This window comes from Shewanella sp. DW31 (assembly GCF_015767295.1).
GTDB classification, from domain to species: Bacteria; Pseudomonadota; Gammaproteobacteria; order Enterobacterales; family Shewanellaceae; genus Shewanella; species Shewanella oncorhynchi.
The window spans coordinates 38,647-63,443 of the sequence record NZ_JADWMP020000012.1; the positions used below are offsets into that span (position 1 = coordinate 38,647).

Genomic DNA, 24,797 nt, shown 5'->3' on the forward strand with positions numbered 1-24,797 from the left:
GTAAATTCAGTTTCCTGAAGTAAATAAGAGAAAGCGACGAGAGTCGCTTTTTTTTTCAAGTAAACTCAGCTATTTTACAAGTTAATAACAAAAACACCGTACGCTAACAAAGTTTTTGGGAGCTTGGTATGCCTAGTCGTTACTTCACTGTATCACTTTGTGCAATTTCTGTATCTCTTGCCTGTTCTAGCACAACGTTCGCCGATGATCTTCACAGTCAAATGCTTGAATTGAACAAGCTCAATGACACATTTCATTCAACGTCTAATCGTTTAGCGTTAGGTCAATTGACGGCTTTGACGGTTTTGCCTGCGGATCTGAGTGGAAATCCCGCGAGCATCAGCATGCGTAGCGCGACTCAAGGCGTGGCCGTATTGCAAGATAGAGTGTATTTCTCCCCTGCGCCGTATTCGGCACCGCAATTACAACTCTTACCTAATCTACTGCAACAACAGAGTGTTACTGCCGCCCCGATGGCAAATATGGCTGTCGGTGGGCAAGGTGCGTTTGGGGTGGTGAGTTATCAAACCTTACCTGTTGCTGAGCAGACCGAGAATAGTAAGGCGACTCTCGAGGGCAATACCGATTCAGACTACAGTGTCGATATGAATTGGGGAGTGAAGCAAAAAGAGTATGGCATGATACTCGCGGTTAATTATGCAGATAATAGCGGCGCAGATCACTTGCTCAATGGTCAAGACACAGACCACCAAACGACAGACATCTTATTTAAAATCAACGCCGCGAGTTTACTCGGCGCCAGAAGTCCACAGGTGACTGAGTTTACTTACCAGTTTCTCGATGATGATAGTTATCGCTCTCAGCTTGGGTTAACACAGGCCGATTGGCAACAAGATCCTATGAGTTTGTATTCGGCCACTGCGGCGGATAAACATCAGGGGCGACATCATAAGTACCAACTGTCTCACCAAGTTACGCTCAATGGTGGGCATAAGGTCACCACAGACTTTTACTACCAGTCTTATTCGCAGCAATTAAACCAACTCAATCAATTTGATGGGCAAATGCTCGATGCCCAGAGTCTTGCTGCGTTGGCCGCATTTGAACGTCAGCCGACAGTCGATGGCGTCTCACTGGCTTCTTTACAACAAGACAATGATTTCAGCTCCTTTGGGGCACAAACTGAATCAGTGAATCAGTATGGGGCCCATCAAATTATCTATAGCGCCCGTTATCATACGGATAAAGCCGAGATGCACTTTGGCGATCAACAGAGTCTATGGCTGCAGGACTTGAGTTTAGTGAGTGATGCACAAAATGCATTATTGGCTTATACCGACGATGCAACAGCATTTACTTCGGCAATCGATTCCTTGTTTAATTGGGACGAATTACAGATAAAGCTCGCGCTTGCCTATGAACAAGTGAGCGTCAATCGCAAGGTCGATTTAGCTTATGTAGGACTGGATGCGGCTGATTTCTCCGACAGCGATTGGATGCCACAACTCGGTGTTTTATATGATGCTGGAGATTGGCGCTTTAGTACGGATATTCGCCGCTCATGGACCGCCGCGAGTGCAGGTAATCTTGAGCAAGAGGCGCAAGTATCGCTGCAATATCAAGTCAGCGCCCAATATGCCAGTGAGCATTTTAGTGCTGACATCAAAACCTACGTTCAAGATTTTGATAACCTGCATGTCAATTGCGATGCGTATACCCAATGCGCCGACAGTCGTTTGTGGGTTCAAGGCAATGTCGTGGATGTACTGACCAAAGGAGTTGAGCTGAGTCTTGGCTACCAGTGGGATATCGGTAGTGTACAGTTACCATTAGTCTTAAATTATCAATATTCGAATTCGGAATATCAAACCAATAGCTGTAACGAAATCCAAGGTTGCGTTGTGGCTGGTGATAGAGTGGCTTGGTTACCTGAGCAGCAATTGCATTTTAGTGCTGGAATGAAATATGCCGAATATGAATTGAATGCAAATGTCTTTTATCAATCCGAGCGGGAAATGGGCCAATTTGGCGCTGAATTACAGCCTATCGCAGTACAATGGCGGGTAGATTTAGCGGCGAATTATCATTTTGATCGCCACCATGAGATTTATTTTAGGGTAGAAAATCTCTTAGATGAGTCATTAGTTACGACAGCATCAAATAGCGGAATTCGATCGGAAAATGGACGTATTAGCTATTTAGGTTATCAATGGCGCTTTTAAATTGAGTTTTATTTTGTTTGAATTTAAATCAATTGAAACAAATAAGATCGATTTCGGCTGCGTTTAGTGGACGTTTCGACTTTTTGCTAAATTAAATCTTTAATTATTAATGCTATAGTACCCAGTGGCCGTAATATTCTCTCTTTCTGATCAGTCACTAGGTCGGAAGGTGAACGCCGTAGCGCATGATTCTTTTCAATCCGTATTTTAGGTTTGAAATCACCTATAATTTTCGTGGCGATGCCAAGTCAATTGGGGTAAAATGCGCGCGACCAGCGTGATTGCGATCGCATTTCTGTGATAAATCTGCGCTAGCTCAATGCAGTAGGTTTTGTTTAAAACCTAAGTATTTAGCAGGAACGCGGCGCATTGTCTTTCCTTCAAACGTAGTGCTTGTGGATATGATTACAATTAAGAAAGGATTGGAACTGCCTATAGCAGGCGGACCAGAGCAAGTTATCCATAATGGCCCAGCCATTAAACATGTAGCTACTTTGGGTGAAGAGTATATTGGCTTACGTCCAACGATGAAGATCAAAGTGGGCGATAAAGTACAAAAAGGCCAAGTTCTTTTTGAAGATAAGAAGAATTTAGGCGTTAAATATACGGCTTTAGCCAGTGGTACTATATTAGACATTAACCGGGGCGCCCAGCGTGTTCTGCAGTCTGTTGTCATTGAAGTGGAAGGAAACGACAGCGTTGCCTTTGCTAAATATGATGCCACTGCACTCGATACGCTCGACTCGCAGTTAGTCCGTGACAATCTGATTGAATCAGGTTTATGGACTGCTTTGCGTACTCGTCCTTTTAGCAAAGTTCCTGCTGTAGACTCTTCTGCTGCTGGTATTTTTGTAACCGCAATAGATACTCAACCTCTTGCCGCTGATCCCGTTGTGGTGATCCGTGAGCATAAAGAAGATTTTGCTAATGGTCTTAAGGTCTTAGCAAGACTTACTGACGGTAAAGTTTACCTTTGTAAAGCGCCTGGCGCTGATATTCCTGCCGCAAACGCCCAAGTTGAAGAATTTGCCGGTGTGCACCCTGCAGGATTAGTCGGTACTCACATTCACTTCTTATTGTCTGCCTCTGCAAAACGTACCGTTTGGCATATTGGTTACCAAGATGTAATAGCAATTGGTCAGCTATTTACGACGGGTGAACTCAATACCGAACGTGTTATTGCGATCGCAGGCCCTAAAGCGGCTAAGCCAAGACTCGTACGCACTGTTGTGGGCGCGAGCATGACTGAATTAACCGCAGGTGAAGCCTTAGATGGCAATGTTCGTCTGATTTCAGGCTCTGTTCTGAATGGTCGTACAGCCGTTGGCCCACAAGGGTATTTAGGTCGTTACCATGTTCAAGTAAGTCTGTTAGAAGAAGGTACAGAGAAAGAATTTTTAGGCTGGGTATTACCAGGCTCAGACAAATATTCTATCACTCGTGCATTCTTAGGACATCTTGCTCCTTCTCGTCTGTTCAGCATGACGACCAGTACAGGTGGTTCAGACCGCGCTATGGTGCCAATTGGTAACTATGAGCGTGTAATGCCATTGGACATTCTTCCTACTATGTTGTTGCGTGACTTGATTTCAGGTGACTTTGACGGTGCTGCTACTTTAGGCGCGTTAGAGTTAGATGAAGAAGATCTCGCACTGTGTACGTTCGTATGTCCAGGCAAGTATGACTACGGTTCATATCTGCGTGACTGTCTAGATACGATCGAGAGGGAAGGCTAATGAGCTTGAAAGATTTTTTCGAACGTATTGAACCCGACTTTGAAAAAGGCGGTAAATACGAAAAGTTTTATGCCCTATTCGAAGCGGCATACACGATTTTTTATACCCCAGGTAAAGTGAACAAGGGCAAAACCCATGTTCGCGATAACCTCGACCTAAAACGTATGATGATTACGGTTTGGGCTTGTGCTTTCCCAGCGATGTTCGTGGGTATGTACAACGTAGGTTTACAAGCTCAATTAGCTTTAGTGGCTGGTTTTGCTACCCCTGACGTATGGCAAGTGAGCTTGTTCAGCATGTTCGGTACCGAACTTACGGCAAACTCTGGCTGGCCTGCGCTGATGTGGTATGGCGCCTGTTTCTTCCTACCTATCTACGCGGTGACCTTTGCCGTCGGTGGTATCTGGGAAGTGCTGTTTGCCTCTATCCGTGGTCATGAAGTCAACGAAGGTTTCTTCGTTACCTCTATCCTGTTCGCTTTAACGCTGCCAGCAACTATCCCATTATGGATGGTGGCGCTGGGTATCACCTTCGGTGTGGTCGTGGCGAAAGAAGTGTTCGGTGGTACAGGGCGTAACTTCTTAAACCCAGCACTAGCGGGTCGTGCCTTCTTGTTCTTCGCTTATCCGTTGAACATGTCAGGTGATACCTCATGGGTTGTGGCTGACGGTTACTCAGGTGCAACTGCACTGAGCCAAGCGGCGTCTGGCACTTTAGATTACGCAATTAACCAAAACTGGTGGGATGCGTTCTTCGGTTTCATTCCAGGTTCAGTGGGTGAAGTGTCTACATTAGCGATTCTGTTAGGTGGTTTGGTCATCATCTACACGCGTATCGCTTCATGGCGCATCGTTGGTGGTGTAATGGTGGGCATGATTGCCATTTCTACGCTGCTTAACGTTGTCGGTAGCGACACTAATCCAATGTTTGCAATGCCTTGGTACTGGCACTTAGTGTTAGGTGGTTTTGCGTTTGGCATGATGTTTATGGCGACAGACCCAGTGTCAGCGTCATTTACTAACCAAGCTAAATGGGCATACGGTATCTTGATCGGTGCAATGGCTGTGTTTATCCGCGTGATTAACCCTGCATTCCCTGAAGGCATGATGTTGGCAATTTTGTTTGCTAACTTGTTCGCGCCATTGTTCGACCACTTCGTGGTTCAGGCAAATATCAAGCGGAGGATTGCCCGTGGCTAGTAATAAAGATTCGTTCGGCAGAACCTTATTTATCGTCGTTGGCCTGTGTCTAATTTGTGCGATATTTGTGTCTACTGCAGCAGTGTTACTGAGACCGACTCAAGCAGAAAATAAACTGCTTGATAAGCAAAAGTACATTCTGGAAGCCGCTGGTCTTATCGATACTAAAGCTGGCAAAGTGACCAAAGCGCAAATTCTAGATACATACGGCAAACACATCGAAGCTAAACTGGTCGATTTGAAAACGGGTGCTTGGGTTGAGGGTGTTGATGCTGACACTTATGATCAACGTAAAGCTTCTCGTGATGTGAAAACCTCATTTGTACCTGAGAATGACATCGCTTCAGTGAAACGTGTTGCTGATAAGGCTGTGGTTTATCTTGTTCGTGACGGCCAAGGTAAATTAACCAGTGTCATTCTGCCAATCCATGGTTATGGCCTATGGTCTACTATGTATGCCTTCCTTGCTATGGATGCTGACCTAAACACAGTGCAAAGCTTAGTCTACTACGAGCACGGCGAAACGCCGGGCTTAGGTGGCGAAGTGCAAAATGCTCAGTGGAAAGCGAAATGGCATGGCAAAAAGTTATTTGATGAGCAAGGTAAACTCGCTATCAGCGTAACGAAAAACCCAACTGTTGCTAGCACTGAGTACGGTGTAGATGCATTATCTGGCGCAACCTTAACGAGTAACGGTGTACAACATTCACTGACATTCTGGTTGGGTAAAGAAGGTTTTGCGAGTTTCATTGAAAAAGCACGCAATGGAGGTCTCAACTAATGTCTGACGCTAAAGAACTGAAACAGGTTCTGACCGGACCTATAGTCAACAACAACCCGATTGCTTTACAAGTACTTGGTGTATGTAGTGCATTAGCGGTAACGAGCAAGCTCGAAACTGCACTGGTAATGGCGTTGGCGTTAACTGCGGTAACTGCGTTCTCGAACCTGTTTATCTCAATGATCCGTAATCATATTCCAAGCAGTGTGCGTATTATCGTACAGATGACCATTATTGCCTCTTTGGTAATCGTGGTTGACCAATTGCTGCAGGCTTATGCTTATCAGATCTCTAAGCAGCTGTCGGTATTCGTCGGTCTGATTATTACGAACTGTATCGTAATGGGTCGTGCCGAAGCCTACGCGATGAAAACACCGCCAATGATGAGCTTTATGGATGGTATCGGTAACGGTTTAGGTTACGGTGCGATTCTGTTAGCTGTTGGCTTCGTACGTGAACTGTTTGGTAACGGTTCTCTGTTCGGTGTTGAAATCCTGCACAAGATCTCTGATGGCGGCTGGTACCAACCAAACGGTCTGCTACTACTGCCTCCGAGTGCGTTCTTCCTGATCGGTGTTTTGATTTGGATTATTCGTACCTATAAGCCAGAGCAAGTTGAAGCAAAAGGGTAAGTGCGATGGAACATTATATTAGCCTGTTAATTCGCTCTGTTTTCATTGAAAACATGGCACTGGCCTTCTTCCTTGGTATGTGTACTTTCTTGGCTGTGTCTAAGAAAGTCACTACAGCCATGGGCCTAGGGATTGCGGTAGTTGTAGTGTTAACTATCTCTGTCCCAGCAAACCAAGTTATCTATCAAGGGCTGCTAGCTCCTGGTGCACTTGCTTGGGCTGGCGCACCTGAAGCTGACTTAAGCTTCTTGAAATTCATTACCTTTATCGGTGTGATTGCGGCTTTGGTTCAAATTCTGGAAATGGCACTGGACAAGTACTTTCCACCTTTGTACAACGCATTAGGTATTTTCTTACCTTTGATCACAGTGAACTGCGCGATTTTCGGTGCGGTATCATTCATGGTTGAGCGTGACTACAAGCTAGGCGAGAGTGTGGTGTTTGGTTTCGGCTCAGGAGTGGGTTGGGCATTAGCTATCGTATTGATGGCCGGTATCCGTGAGAAGCTGAAGTATGCCGACGTGCCTAACGGCCTACGTGGTTTAGGGATTACCTTTATCACCGCTGGTTTGATGGCCTTAGGTTTCATGTCGTTTTCAGGTGTGTCTCTGTAAGAGACACATAACGGCTTCTTGAATTGGACCTTCTAAGGATAAGTTAATGGATATTCTTGGTATTTTTAAATCTACTCCGCTCGAGGTTTACCTCGGTGTGAGTATGTTTACTGCTATTGTCCTCATCTTGGTATTAGTGATTTTATTCGCTAAGTCTAAGTTAGTGGCTAGTGGTGACATCACGATCGGCATTAATGACGATCCTGAAAAAGCGATTACAACCGGTGCGGGCGGTAAGTTGTTAGGCGTTTTGGCTAACAGCGGTATCTTCGTATCGAGTGCGTGTGGTGGCGGTGGCTCATGTGGCCAATGTCGCGTGGTGATTAAGTCTGGCGGCGGCGATATTTTGCCAACGGAACTTGACCACATCAGCAAAGGTGATGCCCGTAAAGGTTGTCGTCTTTCTTGTCAGGTTAACGTTAAGAACGATATGGAAATCGAGCTTGACGAAGAAATCTTCGGTATCAAGAAATGGGAATGTGAAGTTATCTCTAACGATAACAAAGCCACTTTCATTAAAGAACTGAAGCTGCAAATTCCTGATGGCGAGTCTGTACCATTCCGTGCTGGCGGTTATATTCAAATCGAAGCACCAGCTCATCATATTAAATATGCAGATTTTGATGTACCTGCACAATACCGTGGCGACTGGGAACACTTCGGTTTCTTCAATCTTGAATCTAAGGTTGATGAAGAAACTATCCGTGCATACTCAATGGCTAACTACCCAGAAGAGTTCGGCATTATTATGCTGAACGTGCGTATTGCTACGCCTCCACCACGTAACTTGACTCTGCCTTGCGGTAAGATGTCATCTTACATTTGGAGCTTAAAAGCTGGCGATAAAGTGACAATTTCTGGCCCATTCGGTGAATTCTTCGCGAAAGATACCGATGCAGAAATGGTGTTTATCGGCGGTGGTGCGGGTATGGCGCCAATGCGTTCACATATCTTCGACCAGCTGAAGCGTCTTCAGTCTAAACGTAAGATGAGCTTCTGGTACGGTGCACGTTCTAAGCGTGAAATGTTCTACGTAGAAGATTTCGACGGCCTAGCGGCTGAGAATGATAACTTCGTATGGCATGTGGCACTTTCAGATCCTCAACCAGAGGATAACTGGGATGGTTACACAGGTTTTATTCATAACGTATTGTATGAAAACTATCTGAAAAACCATGATGCTCCAGAAGATTGTGAGTTCTACATGTGTGGACCTCCAATGATGAACGCTGCCGTCATTGGTATGTTGAAAAATCTTGGTGTCGAAGACGAAAACATTCTGTTGGATGACTTCGGCGGCTAATGTTCATTAGTCCTAGATAGAAAAGTTGCAGATGTTGAGGTTAACCTTTCATCTGCAACTTTTGCATTTAAGGGCCCAAATAAGAGTAGTAGGTCACTATGTTTCAGACCTTAAAGATCAATACCTCAGCGTTAAAGTATTCATTTAACTGGCTAGTCCTCGTGGGACTGGCCTTTTTTGTTTCAGCCTGTTCAAAGCAAAACGAAGTCATTTCGTTGGCCGGCAGCACTATGGGCACGACTTATCACATTAAAGTCGTTCCGAATGAGCAGATGCCGACGGCGCAGTTACTTCAAGCGGAGATTGATTTAGCCCTTGAGCTAGTCAATGACCAGATGTCGACCTATCGGCCTAATTCAGAATTATCCCGTTTCAACCAATTGCCATTGGAGCAAAGCGTTGAAGTCTCACCGGATACCATAAAAGTGGTGCAAGAGGGAATACGTTTATATCAAGTGACGGATAAGGCACTTGATATTACCTTAGGTCCTTTAGTTAATCTGTGGGGTTTTGGACCTGATAAGCGTCCAACGAAAGTTCCGACACAGGCTGATATTGATGCGGCTAAAGCCAAAACAGGGATTAGTGAACTTTCCATTGAAGGCAACCGTCTAAGTAAGCACAACACCCATTTATATGTAGATTTATCATCAATCGCGAAGGGATTTGGGGTTGATAAGATCGCTTCCATTCTTGATAAATACCACGCGACAGGGTATTTAGTTGAAATCGGTGGCGAACTGAGTATCAAAGGTGCCAAAGGTGATGGAAGCTCTTGGCGTGTTGCTATAGAGCAACCGACCAATGATGGCTCTGAAGCCGTACAGCAGGTTATTGCACCTGGTACTATGGCGATGGCGACCTCTGGTGATTATCGTAATTATTATGAAGAAGACGGCCAACGTTTTACGCATATAATCGATCCGCGTACTGGTTTACCGATAAATCATAAGTTAGCATCCGTGACGGTATTGCATCAAAATTGTATGACGGCCGACGGTTTTGCGACGGCCATGATGGTTTTGGGCACAGAAGCATCATTGGAGCTTGCCAAGAAGGAACACTTGGCGATAATGCTAATCGAAAAGCAAGGCGACGGATTTAAGGTCTATTACAGCGACGCCTTCAAGCCTTTCCTTATTTAGTTTTTGGAGTAAACCATGACCTCTTTTATCGCGGCATTTGTGATCTTGTTAGTCTTCTTTTTGCTCATGTCGATTGGTTATCTTATCAAGCGCAAAGCCGTTGAAGGAAGTTGTGGCGGTTTAGGTGTTCTAGGGATTGAAAAAGCGTGTGATTGTGATGACCCTTGTGACAAACGTAAACGTCGTATGGCCGCTGAAGAAGCGCGTCGTGAGAAGTTAACGAAAGACCGCATTATCTAAATAGTCTTGATTCGATCATAGCCTCCAATTTAGGGGGCTATTTTTTTGCCTCGTATTTTCTTACACGGGTTAATCATTTGAGATTTATCCTTGGGATTAGAGTGGGATAGCAAGTTAATCTAAGCAGGAATGAGAATGCTTTTCATCATTAAGTGAGTGAAATATAAAGATAATTTGAGTTGGTCGATAAATTGTACTAGGCTAGAAGCTTGATTTAGATCAATCTTTTCACGCTTACCAAGGATAGTAACTTATGAAAGGTCATCCTAAAGTGGTTGGGCAACTGAATCGGGTGCTTACCTGTGAGTTGACCGCAATCAATCAATATTTCCTCCATGCCCGCATGTTTAAACATTGGGGCTTAGAGAAGTTAAACCACGTCGAATACAAAAAATCCATCCAAGATATGAAGCACGCCGATAAGCTCATCGAGCGAGTGCTGTTTTTGGAAGGTCTACCTAATCTGCAACAACTCGAAAAACTTCGCATTGGTGAACATAGCCAAGAGATGCTCGACTGCGATCTGGCCATGGTGCAAGAGCAGCTTACATTGCTGCGTGATGCGATCAGCTTGTGTGAAGCCGAACAGGACTATGTGAGCCGCGATCTGCTGGAAGATATTCTCGAAGACGAAGAAGAGCACTTAGATTGGCTCGAGTCGCAGCAAGAGCTCATTACGCTAACCGGTATTCAAAATTATCTACAATCGCAAATTAGCGACCAATAGGAGCAAGATATGAAAGGCGATAAAGACGTTATCGATGCGTTAAATCGACTCCTAACGGGAGAACTCTCGGCAATGGATCAGTATTTTGTCCATGCCCATATGTATGAAGATTGGGGCCTGAATGAACTCTATGAGCGTATCGCCCATGAGTCAGATGATGAGAAAGCCCATGCAGCCAAATTAGTGCAGCGCATTTTATTCCTCGAAGGTACACCCAATGTTGCCGCCCGTGAGGCATTGAACATAGGTAAAGATGTAGAAGAGATGCTACGTAATGATCTCGCCTACGAATACAAGGTCGCGGACGATTTGCGCAAAGTGATTGCACTGTGTGAGCAGAAGCAAGATTACCAGACACGTGAAATCCTTGAAGTATTACTTGACGATACAGAGTCTGACCATATGTATTGGCTCGAAAAACAACTTGGGCTTATTGACCGTGTTGGATTGCAAAACTACCTGCAAACTAAGATGTGAGCCTTAGATTGTTAGGTTGAGTAAATACCTAGGCCACTGAGTGTAATGGCCTAGGAAACTCAGTTATTAAGCATGTCTGTTGTTCCTCACACTTGTCTTGTTCTCTTTTCCAGCGCTAGGCTACATCTTATTGGCCCCAAATCTATCAGGAATACTTGATTACTGTTTTTATATACAGTATTTTGGCGTTGGAGGAATTCAACGTGCGAAAAATTATTCATATCGATATGGACTGCTATTTTGCTGCAGTGGAAATGCGCGACTTTCCTGAGTACCGTGGCAAGCCTTTAGCCGTAGGCGGCAGTAGCGACCGTCGCGGTGTTATCAGTACTTGCAGTTACGAGGCACGTAAATTCGGTGTACGTTCAGCAATGGCAACGGCTTATGCCTTTAAGTTGTGCCCTGAGCTGATTTTAGTTCCGGGTCGGATGCAAGTTTACAAAGAAGTGTCGCTACAAATTCGTGAAATATTTTCCCGCTATACCCAATTAATCGAGCCGCTTTCCTTAGATGAAGCTTATTTGGATGTGAGTGAGTGCCAACAATATAAGGGCTCTGCGACCTTGATTGCCCAAGCGATTCGTCGCGATATCTTAACCGAAACGGGTTTAACCGCATCGGCGGGTATCGCGCCAGTAAAATTTTTAGCTAAGGTCGCCTCGGATCTGAACAAGCCAAACGGCCAATATGTCATTACACCAGAGACGCTTTCTGAGTTTGTTAAGACCTTATCGCTGCGTAAAATTCCCGGTGTTGGTAAAGTCACCGCCGAAAAGCTCTCTTCGCTCGGGCTCAATACCTGTGGTGATGTGCAAGCTTATTCTAAACCTGAGCTCTTAGCGCGATTCGGTAAGTTTGGTGGTGTGTTGATTGAGCGTTCCCAAGGCATAGATGAACGGGGGATTTCTGCCGACAGAGAGCGCAAATCAGTGGGGGTTGAAACCACGTTAGCAAAGGATATTTATAGCTTAGAGCAGTGCCAGCAGGTGATGCCGAGTTTGATCCAAGAACTGTCCTTGCGTTTAAGTCGCAGTGCTAAGGAACGCAAAATACATAAACAGGTGGTCAAACTTAAGTTTAACGATTTCAAGCAGACTACAATTGAGCACCGGAGCGATGAAGTCTCGATTGTAATGTTCTATGAGCTACTCGCACAGGCTATGGAAAGGCAAGAAGGCCGCGGCATTCGTCTATTGGGGATTTCAGTTGGCCTTACTGATTCTACTCTTGTCGTCGCCACAAGCTTAAACGGCCAGACTCAGCTGGATTTAGCACTCTAGCCGTTTATTGAGTCGATAAGCCGCAGACTCATGCCTGCATTGGCTCAATAAGCCTCGGGTGGATTCGCCAACATAAAATCAATTAACAGTCTGACTCGTAAGGGCAGGTTGTCTCGATCGCGATACATCAAGTAGGCGGTACGCGGAATACCTTGCCACTCGGGCAGTATTTGAATGAGTTTGCCACTTCGTATCTGTTCACTCGCCATGCTGATGGGTATGAGTCCAATCCCAAGCCCCGCCACCACGGCCTGACAGGCAATCGCCATATCATCGACGGCTAGTTTGATATTCCCCCTTGGTTCAAACTCGACATTTTGCCCTGTGCTATTGTGCTGTAAACGCCACGTTTTTGTGGGCTTGGCGATGATAACCGGATGCTGATCCAGCTCTTCAATGGATTGCAGCGCATGCCACTGCGTTGCCGATGTGCTGGTGCAAAGTACAAAGCTAATCGTGGTAAGTGGCCTTGCAATCCAATCGGGATCTTTAGGTTCGCCCACTCGAAAGGCGATATCGATGGCGTTTTCACTGACATCGATATTCATGTTCGACAGACTTAAATCGATATCAATATTGGGATAATGCCGTTGGAAGGCGTTGAGTGATTCACCTAGCCAGCGATAGGTTGTATTGATGGGCGCCGAGATCCGCAATTTGCCAACCGCTTGATGTTTATCCGCATGCAACTCACCAGATACCTGGTTTAACTCGATAAATAGCGGGCCGCAGCGTTCGAGATACCGCTGACCTGTGGCGGTAAGGTTGACTCTATGGGCGTCTCTGTGCAGTAAACGCAGACCTAAGGATTGTTCTAACAGATTGATTCGACGGCTTAAGGTTGAAGGTGGAATGCCTAAGTGCTGCGCCGCGAGCTTAAAACTCCCTTGCTGTGCCACCACCCAAAATAAGCGCATATCGTCTAAGGAATAATTAAGTTTCATATTTGGAATTTAAGCTCTCAATCTTGTTGGTTTTAATAATATATGAAACTTATAAACTAAGCTCAATCCCAATTACCTCCCTAGAGGCCGATATGAAATCCCATACACCTTACATGACATTCGTTTGTCTACTGATTTGCGTTTTTAGCTGGGGCAGTGTGTTTCCGATTGCTAAGCGAGTGCTGGAGGAGATGTCAGGAGAGTCCCTCGTCTTCTGGCGTTTTACCATTGCGGCTGTGACTCTAGCGTTATATATCGTTTTTACTCGTCAGGCTTGGCCCAAATTGAGTTTGGTGCAATATATTGTCATAGCGTTAGTGGGTGTGATTGGTGTGGGCGGCTTAAATCTGGCGTTATTTAATGGCCTGCAGCATACCTCTGCTGCCAATGGTGCCTTGATTATGGCGCTCAGCCCGCTGGTGACTTCAATCGTCAATGCGCTATTACAGCGTGAATGGCTCAGCAGACAACAAGTGTTTAGCTTAGTGGGTGGATTGGCGGGCGTACTGCTAGTGATCACCAACGGTAGTGTGCAGCAGTTGCTCAACTTTAGTTTTAACCAAGGTGATGTGATGATTGCCGCCGGCATGTTGGCGTGGAGTGGTTATACCATTTGTTCGCAACGGGTCGGCCATTGGTTGCCTGTGTTGCCATTTACCTTGCTGAGTATGATAGCTGCCAGTGTGTCTATGTCCGTGGTTGGGCTTGGCCGAGGTGAGTTTCACCCTTGGCTAGAGTTGATGGAACTGTCGGCAACGGCTTTTTCTAGCGTGCTCTACATAGGTTTGTTCGCCACTGTGCTCGGTTATCTGTTTTGGATTAACGGTGTTAAAGCGTTTGGCCCCGCTAAGGCATCGATCTTTTTTAATCTCGTGCCCGTTTTTGCAGCATTAACGGCGTTAGCCATGGGGCAGGCGGTGACGGAAATTCAGTTGGTAGGCATGCTGATAGTAATCCTTGCGTTGATGTTACCTATGTTAGTCAACCTGCGCGCGGCAAGAGGCTTAGTGGTTAAGCGCTGCTAATCAGTGCTAGCTTTGCTGTTTAAATATAAGGGAGCACCTGAATTCAGATAATCACTGCGACAGGTTTATGCTCCCTTATTCGTTTGAGGGGACCTTTCAAACATCACTGATTTACAAAAGGTAACTTATATAAAAGCTTTCACTCTCAAAAAATTACAGTTTAAAGCGGCTGACCAGCGCAGTGAGATTACTCGCCATTGACGAGAGTTGTACGCTTGCTGCGTAGATTTCATCAGTGGTTCGTAGACTCTCCTCCGACTGTTCGGCAATGTGTTGAATATTTTGATGGCTCTCATTGGCCATAGTGGTTTGCGCTTTGGCTGCGAGGGCGATTTGATTGTTCATCTCACTAATTTGGCTCACCATTTCTGCAATATGCGCTAAGGCTTCACCGGCATTACTGGCGGCTTCTACGCTTGAGATAGCCTTTTCATTACCGATATTAATCGCCGCCACAGCGCTTTGAGTGCCATTTTGCACATTGGCGATCATTAATTTAATTTCTTCGGTTGATTGGTGAGTCTTAGAGGCAAGGGATCGCACTTCATCGGCAACCACTGCAAACCCGCGTCCTTGTTCGCCTGCTCGCGCCGCTTCAATTGCGGCGTTAAGGGCTAATAGATTCGTCTGTTCGGCAATGGCTTGAATCACCTCGAGCACGCGGCCGATATGTTGGCCTTCCTGTTCGAGTTTATTGATCTGCATTTCTGCCGTGCCTACATCTCCCGCAAGTTCACGAATCACATTGATGGTTTTTTTCACTCTTGCCTGACCGTCGGCGGTAAATACGTCGGCTTGTTTAGCGGCATCGGCGGCATGGCTGGCACTGACTGATACTTCTTGCACTGATGCGGCAATATGATCGCTGGCATCGGCGATTCTGTGGGTTGCAGCTTGTTGATCCATCAAGGTATGTTTTGCTGATGCGCTGGTTTTGGCTAGACCTTCGGCAGCGGTGTTGAGCTCTGATGTAGACTGTTTAAATTGCGAGATAATACCGTGTAAGTTATCGAGAAAATGATTGAATGCCTTGGCGAGATCACCAAGCTCGTCTTTAGAGGTTAAGTGGACTCGTTCGGTCAAATCGCCATCACCATCGGTAATGTCGTGGATTTTTGCGAGTAAAACCGCCAGCGGTTTGCTGATGAGTTTAGGCAGTGCAACGATAAAGAGTATACAGATCAAGAGACTGATGGCTAAGGCAATTAACTGCATCTGTTGTCCATGATTGGCATCATCATCTACTTGGGCTATCGCTGCGGTAGTATTACTATTTAAATCATTGATTAAATGATTAATGTTCTGGTGTAGTTGCTCGAATTGCGTTGCTGCTTGACCGAAACTAAGATCAATCGCCGTCGTTCTACCGTTACGGCCATTTTGGGTGCGTTGATTACTGATTTCTGTGGTTGTCGCTCGCCAAGTATCGAAACTGTGATTTAATTCATTGAGCTTATCTTTAGCGATGGGACTTGTGGTCACATCGGCAAACTTATCAATATGTTCTTTAACCAGAGAGATACTATTAGTGTGCTGCTTTAAAAGGTCGTTGTAAGAGTCTGTGCCCACGTTAACAAACATCAGGCTGCGCTCGGCCACTTGAGCTTGATAAAGCTCTTTATCGGCTTGTAGTAGTTCAGATTGGCTAGGTAAGTATTCAAGCGCGAGTGTATTCGCGCTGTGATTTAAGGCTTTGAGTCCTAAAATGCCAGTTGAAGAGGCGAAGATGACTACGCCAGCGAGTAGCAGACTTGGATAAGTCAGTTTCTGATTAACGGATAGATCTTTATACCATTCCATAGTCACGCCCTCCTTGATTGATGCACTGAAAAGGTGAGAGCCGCAATAACCTCTGTGGTAAGAGGATGCAGCCCATCACTGGCGTTCTCTGGTAATTAGAGTCCAAATTGATCTAGGTTGATCCCAATCGTTATAGCGCCAATTGCGGCATCACCATCCATCACTGGAATAGAAATTTGTACTAGATAGGCTTGGGAGCTCTCGTCAAATTTGACCGGACCTATGTGTTTATCGCCTTTGCCATTGGCGAAGGATTTTTGCCATTTATCCTCATCACCCTGCCAATAATCTGAAGTTTTACTGATCATAGCGACGTTCGCACCTTGATTGTCCATGAGGAAAATTTCTTGGTAGTAAGGTTTGCTGGCTTCGAAGGTCGTGAGAAACTTGGCCGCTTCGTTGTTCATCAGGGATGACATAAAGTCATCAATACCTGCGGTGGCAATCCATTTTTCATCTAATGTTTTGATTGAATCTAAGCTTTTGCCTTGGGCATTTTGCGCTTTAACAGCATTCACCAGTACCACTTCTCTGCCTAATGGCATCAGTGAATCGGCTAGGTCGATAACGGCTTTGGGGACTTCTTCGGCGAAACTGAGGTTACTGCTGAGCAGTAGTGCGGCGGCTGACAAGATTTTACCAAATTTCATGATCTCTATTCCTTAAGGTCACAGTATTGAAGGGGAAAGCGGTTATCTCTAAAAGCGCGATAAGCAAAAATACGTTAGGGTAAGACAGAACAACTATAGTAGAAAATTCAAGTTATTCAGTTCTTTCATAAAAATTTTATCGATGGCATTTCTACACACAAATAGAAGCCGTGGTAAAAAATAAGGCCACATCTGACTTGAGCAGATGTGGCCTTGAATTGAGTGAGCTTGGGTAAGGTTAGAACATTAAGCCTTGACTGGAATGCGCTCGAGTACGGCTAATAATAATGTCCAATATTGGCCTACTGTGGTGATGTTTACCATTTCGTCTGGACCGTGTGGATAGCGAATGGTGGGACCAATCGAGACCATGTCCATGTCTGGATAGGGTTTCTTGAATAGGCCGCACTCGAGACCAGCATGGATCACCATGATCACTGGCTCTTTGTGGTAAATGTCTTGATAGGTTTCGCGCACTATCGCCATTACAGGTGAGCTGTTATCTGGCTTCCAGCCTGGGTAAGCACCGCTTAAATCGATATCGGCTCCGGCTAAGTTGGTCAGCGCAGTTAACATGCCTTCGACTTGAGTACGGCCAGAATCGATCAGCGAGCGGATAAGGCACAGGATAGTGACTTCTTCATCGTTAGTGCTGATAACGCCAACGTTGAGCGAGGTTTCAGTCACACCTTCGACTTCATCACTCATGCGGATCACGCCGTTCGGGCACACATGCAGCAAATCGATCAGGGTATTTTGGCTGTTTTCGCTCATCACACGTTTTGGTGTTGGGATAGTGTTTAACACTAAACGCATATCGGGATCGGCAATGGCGAGTTCGGTGCGGATAAGCGTTTCAAACTCAGCGACTTTTTCGTTTAAGGCGCTGACGTTTTCTTCTGGCAACATAAAGCTGATGTTGGCTTCCCGTGGAATCGCATTACGCAGTGAACCGCCGCTAAATTGGGTCAACTCCAACGCTAAATCATCTGCGTTTTCAAAGAGGAAACGCGCCAATAGCTTGTTGGCATTACCACGACCTAAGTGAATGTTCACCCCAGAGTGACCCCCTTTTAAGCCAGATAAGTGCAGGCTAAAGGCTGAGTAACTTTGCTCAGAGGCTTGCCACACCATAGGCAGGGTGATTTGAGCATCAACGCCACCGGCGCAGCCCATGTAGATTTCACCTTCTTGCTCTGAGTCGGTATTGATCAGAATGTCAGCGTCTAACATGCCAGCCTGTAAACCGAAGGCGCCTGTCATGCCCGCTTCTTCATCTATCGTCAGCAGCACTTCTAATGGGCCGTGCTTGATATCATCAGAGCCTAAAATGGCTAAAGCCGATGCCATGCCAATACCGTTATCTGAACCTAAGGTTGTACCCTTGGCTTTAACCCAATCGCCATCGACATAAGCTTCGATAGGATCTTTAGTAAAATCATGCACTTTATCGGCATTTTTTTGTGGCACCATATCGATATGGGCTTGAATAACCACGATTTTACGATCTTCCATACCCGGCGTCGCAGGTTTACGGATGATCACGTTGCCAACGGCATCCTCAACGACGGCAAGTTGTTTGCTTTTAGCCCACGCTTGAATGTGCTGGCTTAAGGCTTGCTCATGCTTAGATGGATGGGGAATCGCGCAAATTTGTTCGAACCATTGCCATAATGGCTGCGGGTATAACTGACTTAAGGCTGTCACTTGAGTGTCCCTCATAAGGTCTTGTGAGTATAGGGCAAATTTGCGGCCATTCTACCACATTCTGTGCAGCCAAATAATCTCAGCGTCACAGGCTTTTGGTGAGCTGGCAGCCAAAGTTTCCAGTTCGATTTTTTCTGGGAGTGTCGGTACCACTTTTAGATTGGTAATTAAGCGATAGAGCGGGAATAATGCAGGCACAATAATGAAAAAGGATGGGTCATGTTTCAAGTTAACTTCGTTGATGTAAAAGCAGAAAATGCCATTTTTGATGGTGAAGGCTGGGATGCGGTTGTGGTGGTGACGCCCGATCTGGATTCTATCGGTTTTGATGAGATAGGTTTATTGGCTCAGCACGGTGCCCACGTGGATAAGCGCGTGGGTAAGAGCCCGACATTACTGTTTGCCCCAGGGCTTGCGGGAGGGCGTTTGATCATTGCCCCTGTCACCCAAGTGAATGACGAGTATGTGGACGTGCGAGTCTATGCCAATGCTGCAAGGGCGGCGATTGCCATTGCAAAAGACGCAGGTGCAAAACGTCCATTGTTATATGTAGTGCCATCGAAGGACTCACGTTTTAGTTTTGCCTCTGAAGTTGCAGCATTAGCCTGCGGTCAAGAACTGTGGCAAACCTTAGAGCTGCGTGAAGCGACTGGCTTAACGCCTGCATTTGAGGCCATAGGGTTATTATCTTCATCAACCCATAACAGCAATTTGCTCAATGCCTTAGAAGCGGGCCGCGTATTAGCGCGGGATTTGTGTGGTACTGAACCTGAGCGCATGTCGGCTAAAGCCTTTGCCGATTATTGTCTGCAATCCTTAGCGGGCAGCGTGATCAAAACCGCAGTGGTAGAAGACAGAGATATTTTAGAGCGTGATTATCCGCTACTCAGCGCCGTGGCGCGTTCTTCTTTTGCCGTCGGTCGTCATCAGCCTCGCGTGGTGAAACTAGAGTATCTGCCAGAGGGTCAAGTGACTCGCACTTTCCTGTTTGCGGGTAAGGGCGTGATTTACGATACCGGCGGCGCCGATCTGAAAGTCGGCGGCGCTATGGCGGGTATGAGTCGTGATAAAGGTGGCGCTTCTGCCGTGGCGGGTTTATTTAAAACTCTGTCAATGCTCAAGCCTAAAGGTATTCGAGTGATTGCCGAGTTAGGTTTAGTGCGTAACAGCATAGGCAGCGAAGCCTTCGTGACCGATGAAATTATTACGAGCCATGCGGGTGTGCGGGTACGAATTGGTAATACGGATGCCGAAGGGCGCTTAGTGCTGGCGGATTTACTGAGCCATTTACGTATCAAAGCCGTGTCAGCGGTGAAGCCTGAGATGTTTTCGGTAGCAACACTCACTGGTCATGTCGTACGTTGTTATGGCAGTTATCCTGCGGCGGTGGAAAACTCAGTGGCGAGTTCACAGCAATGCGCTGTCACTTTACAGCAGCAAGCGACTCAATGGGGTGAACCCTTTGAAGTGTCTACATTACGCCCTGAAGACTTCGCTAAGATCCGCGATGTGTCAGGCGCTGCTGAAATATTATCTTCCAATAATGCGCCATCATCGATTACCGCCCGTGGACATCAGTATCCCGCGGCATTTTTACTGAAAGCGTCGGGGCTATTTGACCATGGTGTAACAGCCCCTATTCCCTTGGCTTACACACACTTAGATATTGCAGGCAGTGCAACAGAAGGTGATCCGCTCTACGGCAAACCTACAGCGAGTCCGCTGGTGGGCTTGTATCAATATCTGATCAATCGCTAACGATTTGTGGTAACAAATAGAAATAATTCTGTAATATCTTATTTATTATATATTTACAGGGTTATTTCTGTTTTTTTGTGAAGCAGGTCGCCATTAACCTCACTATAATTGTGTAATTTAATTACATTAAAAAGCCTTAATCAAAAAAAATACAAATAAAGGTTGTAATAAAACTACAAATCCATATAATTACTTTCGTGGATTAGGCACTACGCCTTTCCTCTCTAGTCTATCCAGGATGGATATTTTTCTCCAAGGACCTGAGTGACAAGTCGTCTCAACGGATATGAGAATCTCTAGTTCCAAGGAACCGAGCCAAGCTTCACTAGAGTACTTAATCACAACTAATTTAGGAGTATTGACTATGTCTTATACAGGCAACAACCATATTTATTGGCAAAACACTTGGTTTAACACTGATGTTTTGCGTGGCGGTTTATTCGCCATGAGCTTTAAGGCCTAACCCTCCTTAAAGTTTGAGTTTCCATCATCCATCAACCTTTGTATCGCCTTTTTTGGCGTGTTTAGACTCAAGTAGCATATTGATGTTTTTGCATGAATATGCCAGGTTTTTCCCGCTAGCGCGGTAATGTACTTCCCCGAAAGGGACGCTTGAAATATGTCTTTGCCTGCTCATTGAGCAGGCTTTTTTTTGTCTTTTTTTCGCTTAAGCATTTAACGGTTTTGCCTGATGGCAATGAGCGTAAACGGTTCGTTTTAGAAGTGATGCGGTATGGACAACAAATGGATAAGGGGTTCAATATACAAGCTATCGGCCTATCGCTTGTGCACTTGTTACTCAGGGACTGTTTATGGACACTAAGCTGTTTTTTCAAAATGGTAAGTTAACACTGGATATCAACCCCAGTGAGATGCGAATGTCGCATTGGGTTTATGCGCCAGTGTTAATCAATACTGAAACGGCGGAAGTGCTTTTTGATTTATCAGGGAAGGGTTGGGATTTTCGGTCTGCAGAAGAAAATGGTGATGACATCATTTTAAAGCTTGCCCGTTATCCTGATGCGAACAACGTATTTAGGCTTGTTCTGAATATATCAAAAGACCGAGCAAGCCTTAACGGTAATATTTTTTCAATTAATGATGTGTGTAAGGTATTAGAGGATATTGCCTAACAAGTGATATATGGATACCTTGATTTTTATATATAAATCATTATTTTAAGTGTGAAATCATATATGCGGAAAACCCTACCCAACTTAATAGTAAAAGCGTTATGGCAATCCAAGTCGCGGTGGTGAACTGACGTTGAGATTCGAATAATGAGTCTGAATCCTCTAGTTCATCAGTGTCATTAACTGTGCGAGATTTTGCTCTCAACTGTTGTTTACGTGCTTTATCCCGTTCGCGAGCTTTGGCTTTTTGCAGCTTTTTATATTCAGCTATGCCTTTTTCAATCCCTTGGGCAATGAGTTTAGTTTGCTCTTTGGTTTGGCCCGGCTTTTGGGTGGCTTTGGCTGCGACTAGTGCTTCTTGTTGAGTTTCTGTCGAGATAGTGGGTTTCATCTGGGCTCTGCCTAAATTAATGCGGCTGTGGCTAAAAGGTGATAGCTAAAGTGTAAACGCAGCGATTATACCCACATTAGGCCTCAAAAACGTAAGATGAATATCTTCTTTCCATTAAAAAATCAGTGGATGTCCACCCTGTGGGGCGGGGATATATACGGGCTCGTAGTCCCATACTTCCCTAATGGTATCAACCGACAGTGCATCGGATGGCTTGCCTTCACTGACGATTCGCCCTTGTTTTAACACAATTAATTGATCGCTATAGCGCGCGGCTTGGTTTAAGTCATGCAGTACCACTATTACAGTGTAGCCTTGTTGGTGAGCTAAGTTTTGGGCTAACTCAAGTACTCTGTGCTGCTGGGCAAGATCTAACGCCGATGTTGGTTCATCCAGTAATAGTACGGGCGGAAACGGCGATTGCCTGAGTTGAGTCAAGACTCTGGCGAGTTGGACTCGCTGTTTCTCGCCGCCAGAGAGGGTTGGATAGCTGCGCTTAGCCAGATGGGTTAAGCCCACTTGCGCCAGTTGCTCAGCAACTAACGCATCACCTTCTATCTTACTGATGGTTAAGGGATATAAACCCATTGCTACGACTTCTGACACAGTGAAGGGAAAGGTGAGGCTGGCGTGTTGCGGCAGTACGGCTAAGGATTTTGCCAGCTCGCTCCTAGGCCAATCCGCCAGCTGGCTATGGCCTAGCCGTATACTTTGCCTTGGTGTGCTGATTTCTTGGCAAAGGGCTTTAAGCAAGGTGGATTTACCCGCACCATTTGGGCCGAGTAGGGCGGTTACTGCACCCGATTGAAACTGTACATTAATATCACTGAGCACGGTTTTTGGACCGATGCTGACATCGAGCTGACAAATACTGAGCTCGGTGCGATCAAATTGCGCCTTAGCTGAATAAGTTGTCGATTGTGATGGTTGATTTGCAAAGGATGTTGCAGCCATAAAAACTCGCTTAGATTAGCTTACTGCGCTGTTGCAGTAGTAAAAAGATGAAGAAAGGCGCACCGATGAGCGCGGTGACGAGTCCAACGGGTAACTCGGCAGGCGGTAAAAAAGCGCGTGCGCCGATATCGGCCAATGCCAATAGGGCTGCACCTAAAAGTGCGCTGATGGGCAGCAGTTGGCGATGATCTGGCCCTAACATCATGCGCACTAAATGCGGTACGACGAGGCCGATAAAGCCGATAATTCCTGTTGCAGCTACACTTACGCCAACCCCTAAGGCGCAAAGCAAAATAAGCCTAAGTTTGAGCCTATCGACATCTATCCCTAAGTGGCGTGCTTCGGATTCGCCAAGCAGCAAGGCATTGAGTGCCGCCGCATCTTGGTGAAATCGCCAACTCAGTAGCGCTAAGGTCACAAGACACAGACTGACATATAGCCACTGCGCACCTGCAATTGATCCCATTTGCCATAGGGTTAAGTCACGTAGCGCCATGTCGTTGGCAAGATATGTGAGAACACCTATTCCTGCGCCTGCCAGCGCAGCTATGGCAACACCCGACAAAAGTAATAATACGACCGATGTACCTGTTGGGCTGCTGGCGAGTCGGTAGACGATAAGGGTGGTCACTAATCCCGATGCAAACGCACTGATGGGGATCATCAACGGATTCGCGTTGGGTAGCAGCACGATACAGATGGCTGCGCCAAGTGCAGCGCCGGATGACACTCCGATAATACCGGGATCCGCTAAGGGATTGCGAAAAAGCCCCTGCATTACCGCGCCGCACTGTGCGAGCGTAGCGCCTACTGCTAACGCCAGTAATGTCCGTGGTAAGCGCACATTGTTGATTACCAGTTGCTCGTGGGGCGCAATATTGCCGATATTTTGCTGGGTAGCCCAATTGAACACTGCATTTAGGGCGTCGACAAAGCTGATGCTAACGGGGCCAGTGCTGACCGAGAGTAAGCCGCTGAGGGCTAACAGTGTGACTAGACTCGGCCAGAGCCAGCGGTTGAGAAACATCTCAAATATCCTTTCTATTTTTATCTGGGGTTAATTAGTGCTAACTGTACTCATCGCTGCGTTTGTGAATGGTTTTGCTTGAGCAATGTGCTGGCGAGCGTATCCGCGGCGCTTATGGCACTGATGCCTAAACCACCGAGAAGGGCTTGCGGTGCTAGTGTTTGAATATGGCCGTTTTCCCCTGCTGGGGTATGGGCGAGTAGTGGCATCTCTTTCAACAGTTCTTGAGCAATTTGTGCATTAGTTTGATCTGTGGGTTTATCGCTACGCTTTGACAGCAAAATAATGTCGGGCTGCAAGGACAGAATTCCTTCTTGAGACATGCTTTTGTAGCCATCAAACTCGGCGATATTTTGTGCCCCAGACAGCTCGATAATAGTATCAGCGGCTGTGCCTTTACCGCCAACCCGTGCACCGCGGCCTTCTTGTAACAGCATGAAGAGAATTTTTGGCTGAGAGCCCGCATCGCGCACTTGTTGTTTTTTACCCGCTAAGCTTTGCAGTTGTTGATGTAAATCTTGTTTTAATTTAACCGCATGTTCTTGGCGATTGAGTAAGTGACCTAAGGTATCCACATTGTTCATCAGTTGTGGTTCATCATTTGTTGCGGGTAATTGCACGACTTGGATATTCGCCTGTTTTAATACCTTTAGTGTGGTTTCAGGTCCCATCACATCTGAACCGACAACCAGCGTAGGGGAGAGGGCAATAATGCCTTCGGCGGAGAGCATTCTGTGATAACCAAGCTTAGCCACATGGCTCAAACTTTCAGGCACATAGCTGGTGGAGTCGATGGCAACTAGTTCATTGCCTGCGTCGAGGGCGAGCACGAGCTCTGTGACTCCTGTACCCGCACTCACGAGTCTTATCTCTGGCTCGGCACTCAGTTCAGCGCTAAAAACGCTTGAGGATAGTAAGGCCGTAAGTGCTGATGTGAAAAACATCAATTTTTTTAATGTCTTATATGTGCGCTTATGTTGATAACGCTGAACTCTGGAACCTTTTTTTACTGGTATTTTAGTTGCTTGAAACAACATGGTTAAACTCCTAATACAACTTGTTCGTGACAGGCTTAGATGCCGTTTTTTGAT

The 24,797-nt window shown here is 46.0% G+C and carries 23 protein-coding genes; 15 read left to right on the forward strand and 8 right to left on the reverse strand.

Translation table 11 applies throughout. The features are described from left to right. Window positions 1–128: 128 nt before the first annotated feature. From GWI56_RS11595 to dinB, 12 genes are all read left to right on the forward strand, one after another. Window positions 129–2,183 (forward strand): TonB-dependent receptor, encoded by a 2,055-nt coding sequence (locus GWI56_RS11595; protein WP_198572968.1) that lies wholly within the window; start codon window positions 129–131, stop codon window positions 2,181–2,183. Between the two features lie 401 nt (window positions 2,184–2,584). Then, window positions 2,585–3,919, forward strand: a complete 1,335-nt coding sequence (locus tag GWI56_RS11600) for a Na(+)-translocating NADH-quinone reductase subunit A (RefSeq protein WP_028761568.1) — start codon at window positions 2,585–2,587, stop codon at window positions 3,917–3,919. Continuing rightward, the gene (locus tag GWI56_RS11605; RefSeq protein ID WP_105250021.1) at window positions 3,919–5,118 is read left to right on the forward strand and encodes an NADH:ubiquinone reductase (Na(+)-transporting) subunit B; all 1,200 of its coding nucleotides are present in this window, start codon (window positions 3,919–3,921) and stop codon (window positions 5,116–5,118) included. Before GWI56_RS11600 ends, GWI56_RS11605 begins: the two co-directional genes overlap by 1 nt. Further along, the gene (locus GWI56_RS11610) at window positions 5,111–5,899 is read left to right on the forward strand and encodes a Na(+)-translocating NADH-quinone reductase subunit C (protein ID WP_028761566.1); all 789 of its coding nucleotides are present in this window, start codon (window positions 5,111–5,113) and stop codon (window positions 5,897–5,899) included. Before GWI56_RS11605 ends, GWI56_RS11610 begins: the two co-directional genes overlap by 8 nt. Continuing rightward, window positions 5,899–6,531 (forward strand): NADH:ubiquinone reductase (Na(+)-transporting) subunit D, encoded by a 633-nt coding sequence (locus GWI56_RS11615; RefSeq protein ID WP_006080467.1) that lies wholly within the window; start codon window positions 5,899–5,901, stop codon window positions 6,529–6,531. The genes GWI56_RS11610 and GWI56_RS11615 overlap by 1 nt, the downstream gene beginning before the upstream one ends. Window positions 6,532–6,536: 5 nt before the next feature. Next, window positions 6,537–7,145 carry an NADH:ubiquinone reductase (Na(+)-transporting) subunit E gene (gene nqrE / locus GWI56_RS11620; RefSeq protein WP_006080469.1) on the forward strand — a complete coding sequence of 203 codons (609 nt, stop codon included), beginning with the start codon at window positions 6,537–6,539 and terminating at the stop codon, window positions 7,143–7,145. 46 nt (window positions 7,146–7,191) lie between these two features. Beyond that, the gene (nqrF, locus tag GWI56_RS11625; protein WP_028761565.1) at window positions 7,192–8,448 is read left to right on the forward strand and encodes an NADH:ubiquinone reductase (Na(+)-transporting) subunit F; all 1,257 of its coding nucleotides are present in this window, start codon (window positions 7,192–7,194) and stop codon (window positions 8,446–8,448) included. Between the two features lie 98 nt (window positions 8,449–8,546). After that, window positions 8,547–9,593 carry an FAD:protein FMN transferase gene (locus GWI56_RS11630; RefSeq protein ID WP_105250020.1) on the forward strand — a complete coding sequence of 349 codons (1,047 nt, stop codon included), beginning with the start codon at window positions 8,547–8,549 and terminating at the stop codon, window positions 9,591–9,593. A gap of 15 nt (window positions 9,594–9,608) precedes the next feature. Beyond that, window positions 9,609–9,833 carry a (Na+)-NQR maturation NqrM gene (nqrM, locus tag GWI56_RS11635; protein ID WP_105250019.1) on the forward strand — a complete coding sequence of 75 codons (225 nt, stop codon included), beginning with the start codon at window positions 9,609–9,611 and terminating at the stop codon, window positions 9,831–9,833. A 253-nt stretch (window positions 9,834–10,086) separates the two neighbouring features. Continuing rightward, window positions 10,087–10,560 (forward strand): bacterioferritin, encoded by a 474-nt coding sequence (bfr, locus tag GWI56_RS11640; RefSeq protein WP_006080475.1) that lies wholly within the window; start codon window positions 10,087–10,089, stop codon window positions 10,558–10,560. Window positions 10,561–10,569: 9 nt separating this feature from the next. After that, a complete protein-coding gene (gene bfr, locus GWI56_RS11645; protein WP_011918791.1) occupies window positions 10,570–11,037 on the forward strand; it encodes a bacterioferritin in 468 nt (155 codons plus the stop codon). A gap of 203 nt (window positions 11,038–11,240) precedes the next feature. Then, window positions 11,241–12,317, forward strand: coding sequence for a DNA polymerase IV (dinB, locus tag GWI56_RS11650; protein ID WP_198572969.1), 1,077 nt, complete (start codon window positions 11,241–11,243; stop codon window positions 12,315–12,317). A 44-nt stretch (window positions 12,318–12,361) separates the two neighbouring features. Here dinB and GWI56_RS11655 read toward each other — a convergent pair whose 3' ends face one another. Next, entirely contained in the window at window positions 12,362–13,261 is a 900-nt protein-coding gene (locus tag GWI56_RS11655; protein ID WP_028761561.1) for a LysR family transcriptional regulator, read from the reverse strand. Between the two features lie 92 nt (window positions 13,262–13,353). On the opposite strand from GWI56_RS11655, the gene GWI56_RS11660 reads away from it, so the two are divergent. Continuing rightward, the gene (locus GWI56_RS11660) at window positions 13,354–14,286 is read left to right on the forward strand and encodes a DMT family transporter (RefSeq protein ID WP_198572970.1); all 933 of its coding nucleotides are present in this window, start codon (window positions 13,354–13,356) and stop codon (window positions 14,284–14,286) included. Window positions 14,287–14,439: 153 nt separating this feature from the next. Here the strand turns inward: GWI56_RS11660 and GWI56_RS11665 are convergent, their stop codons facing one another. The 3 genes from GWI56_RS11665 to GWI56_RS11675 all read right to left on the reverse strand — a co-directional run bounded on the left by GWI56_RS11665 (window position 14,440) and on the right by GWI56_RS11675 (window position 18,443). Next, window positions 14,440–16,086, reverse strand: a complete 1,647-nt coding sequence (locus GWI56_RS11665) for a methyl-accepting chemotaxis protein (RefSeq protein ID WP_198572971.1) — start codon at window positions 16,084–16,086, stop codon at window positions 14,440–14,442. A gap of 95 nt (window positions 16,087–16,181) precedes the next feature. Continuing rightward, window positions 16,182–16,736, reverse strand: coding sequence for a cache domain-containing protein (locus GWI56_RS11670; protein WP_028761558.1), 555 nt, complete (start codon window positions 16,734–16,736; stop codon window positions 16,182–16,184). A gap of 246 nt (window positions 16,737–16,982) precedes the next feature. After that, entirely contained in the window at window positions 16,983–18,443 is a 1,461-nt protein-coding gene (locus GWI56_RS11675; RefSeq protein WP_198572972.1) for an aminoacyl-histidine dipeptidase, read from the reverse strand. A 219-nt stretch (window positions 18,444–18,662) separates the two neighbouring features. Here GWI56_RS11675 and GWI56_RS11680 point away from each other — a divergent pair, with 219 nt between their 5' ends. Both GWI56_RS11680 and GWI56_RS11685 read left to right on the forward strand, forming a co-directional pair. Next, window positions 18,663–20,201, forward strand: coding sequence for a leucyl aminopeptidase family protein (locus GWI56_RS11680; RefSeq protein ID WP_173246423.1), 1,539 nt, complete (start codon window positions 18,663–18,665; stop codon window positions 20,199–20,201). An 812-nt stretch (window positions 20,202–21,013) separates the two neighbouring features. Further along, on the forward strand, window positions 21,014–21,334 hold the full coding sequence (locus GWI56_RS11685; RefSeq protein WP_105252983.1) for a hypothetical protein: 321 nt from the start codon (window positions 21,014–21,016) through the stop codon (window positions 21,332–21,334). A gap of 40 nt (window positions 21,335–21,374) precedes the next feature. Here GWI56_RS11685 and GWI56_RS11690 read toward each other — a convergent pair whose 3' ends face one another. The 4 genes from GWI56_RS11690 to GWI56_RS11705 form a co-directional block, all read right to left on the reverse strand. Next, window positions 21,375–21,725 (reverse strand): DUF2956 domain-containing protein, encoded by a 351-nt coding sequence (locus tag GWI56_RS11690; protein ID WP_198572973.1) that lies wholly within the window; start codon window positions 21,723–21,725, stop codon window positions 21,375–21,377. Between the two features lie 114 nt (window positions 21,726–21,839). Beyond that, on the reverse strand, window positions 21,840–22,679 hold the full coding sequence (locus GWI56_RS11695; RefSeq protein WP_198572974.1) for a heme ABC transporter ATP-binding protein: 840 nt from the start codon (window positions 22,677–22,679) through the stop codon (window positions 21,840–21,842). A gap of 10 nt (window positions 22,680–22,689) precedes the next feature. Beyond that, complete coding sequence (locus GWI56_RS11700) at window positions 22,690–23,706, reverse strand: iron ABC transporter permease (RefSeq protein ID WP_028761552.1); 1,017 nt, start codon at window positions 23,704–23,706, stop codon at window positions 22,690–22,692. A gap of 50 nt (window positions 23,707–23,756) precedes the next feature. Further along, a complete protein-coding gene (locus GWI56_RS11705; RefSeq protein WP_198572975.1) occupies window positions 23,757–24,743 on the reverse strand; it encodes a hemin ABC transporter substrate-binding protein in 987 nt (328 codons plus the stop codon). Window positions 24,744–24,797 lie beyond the last annotated feature (54 nt).

Bases quoted from the DNA above. Each gene is read 5' to 3' on its own strand.
- GWI56_RS11690 (WP_198572973.1), bottom strand. From the start codon at position 21,725: ATGAAACCCACTATCTCGACAGAAACTCAACAAGAAGCACTAGTCGCA.
- GWI56_RS11655 (WP_028761561.1), bottom strand. From the start codon at position 13,261: ATGAAACTTAATTATTCCTTAGACGATATGCGCTTATTTTGGGTGGTG.
- GWI56_RS11685 (WP_105252983.1), top strand. From the start codon at position 21,014: ATGGACACTAAGCTGTTTTTTCAAAATGGTAAGTTAACACTGGATATC.
- GWI56_RS11630 (WP_105250020.1), top strand. From the start codon at position 8,547: ATGTTTCAGACCTTAAAGATCAATACCTCAGCGTTAAAGTATTCATTT.
- bfr (WP_011918791.1), top strand. From the start codon at position 10,570: ATGAAAGGCGATAAAGACGTTATCGATGCGTTAAATCGACTCCTAACG.
- GWI56_RS11680 (WP_173246423.1), top strand. From the start codon at position 18,663: ATGTTTCAAGTTAACTTCGTTGATGTAAAAGCAGAAAATGCCATTTTT.
- bfr (WP_006080475.1), top strand. From the start codon at position 10,087: ATGAAAGGTCATCCTAAAGTGGTTGGGCAACTGAATCGGGTGCTTACC.
- nqrF (WP_028761565.1), top strand. From the start codon at position 7,192: ATGGATATTCTTGGTATTTTTAAATCTACTCCGCTCGAGGTTTACCTC.
- GWI56_RS11605 (WP_105250021.1), top strand. From the start codon at position 3,919: ATGAGCTTGAAAGATTTTTTCGAACGTATTGAACCCGACTTTGAAAAA.
- GWI56_RS11665 (WP_198572971.1), bottom strand. From the start codon at position 16,086: ATGGAATGGTATAAAGATCTATCCGTTAATCAGAAACTGACTTATCCA.
- GWI56_RS11595 (WP_198572968.1), top strand. From the start codon at position 129: ATGCCTAGTCGTTACTTCACTGTATCACTTTGTGCAATTTCTGTATCT.
- GWI56_RS11705 (WP_198572975.1), bottom strand. From the start codon at position 24,743: ATGTTGTTTCAAGCAACTAAAATACCAGTAAAAAAAGGTTCCAGAGTT.
- GWI56_RS11695 (WP_198572974.1), bottom strand. From the start codon at position 22,679: ATGGCTGCAACATCCTTTGCAAATCAACCATCACAATCGACAACTTAT.
- GWI56_RS11600 (WP_028761568.1), top strand. From the start codon at position 2,585: ATGATTACAATTAAGAAAGGATTGGAACTGCCTATAGCAGGCGGACCA.
- GWI56_RS11615 (WP_006080467.1), top strand. From the start codon at position 5,899: ATGTCTGACGCTAAAGAACTGAAACAGGTTCTGACCGGACCTATAGTC.
- GWI56_RS11660 (WP_198572970.1), top strand. From the start codon at position 13,354: ATGAAATCCCATACACCTTACATGACATTCGTTTGTCTACTGATTTGC.
- GWI56_RS11700 (WP_028761552.1), bottom strand. From the start codon at position 23,706: ATGTTTCTCAACCGCTGGCTCTGGCCGAGTCTAGTCACACTGTTAGCC.
- GWI56_RS11670 (WP_028761558.1), bottom strand. From the start codon at position 16,736: ATGAAATTTGGTAAAATCTTGTCAGCCGCCGCACTACTGCTCAGCAGT.
- nqrE (WP_006080469.1), top strand. From the start codon at position 6,537: ATGGAACATTATATTAGCCTGTTAATTCGCTCTGTTTTCATTGAAAAC.
- nqrM (WP_105250019.1), top strand. From the start codon at position 9,609: ATGACCTCTTTTATCGCGGCATTTGTGATCTTGTTAGTCTTCTTTTTG.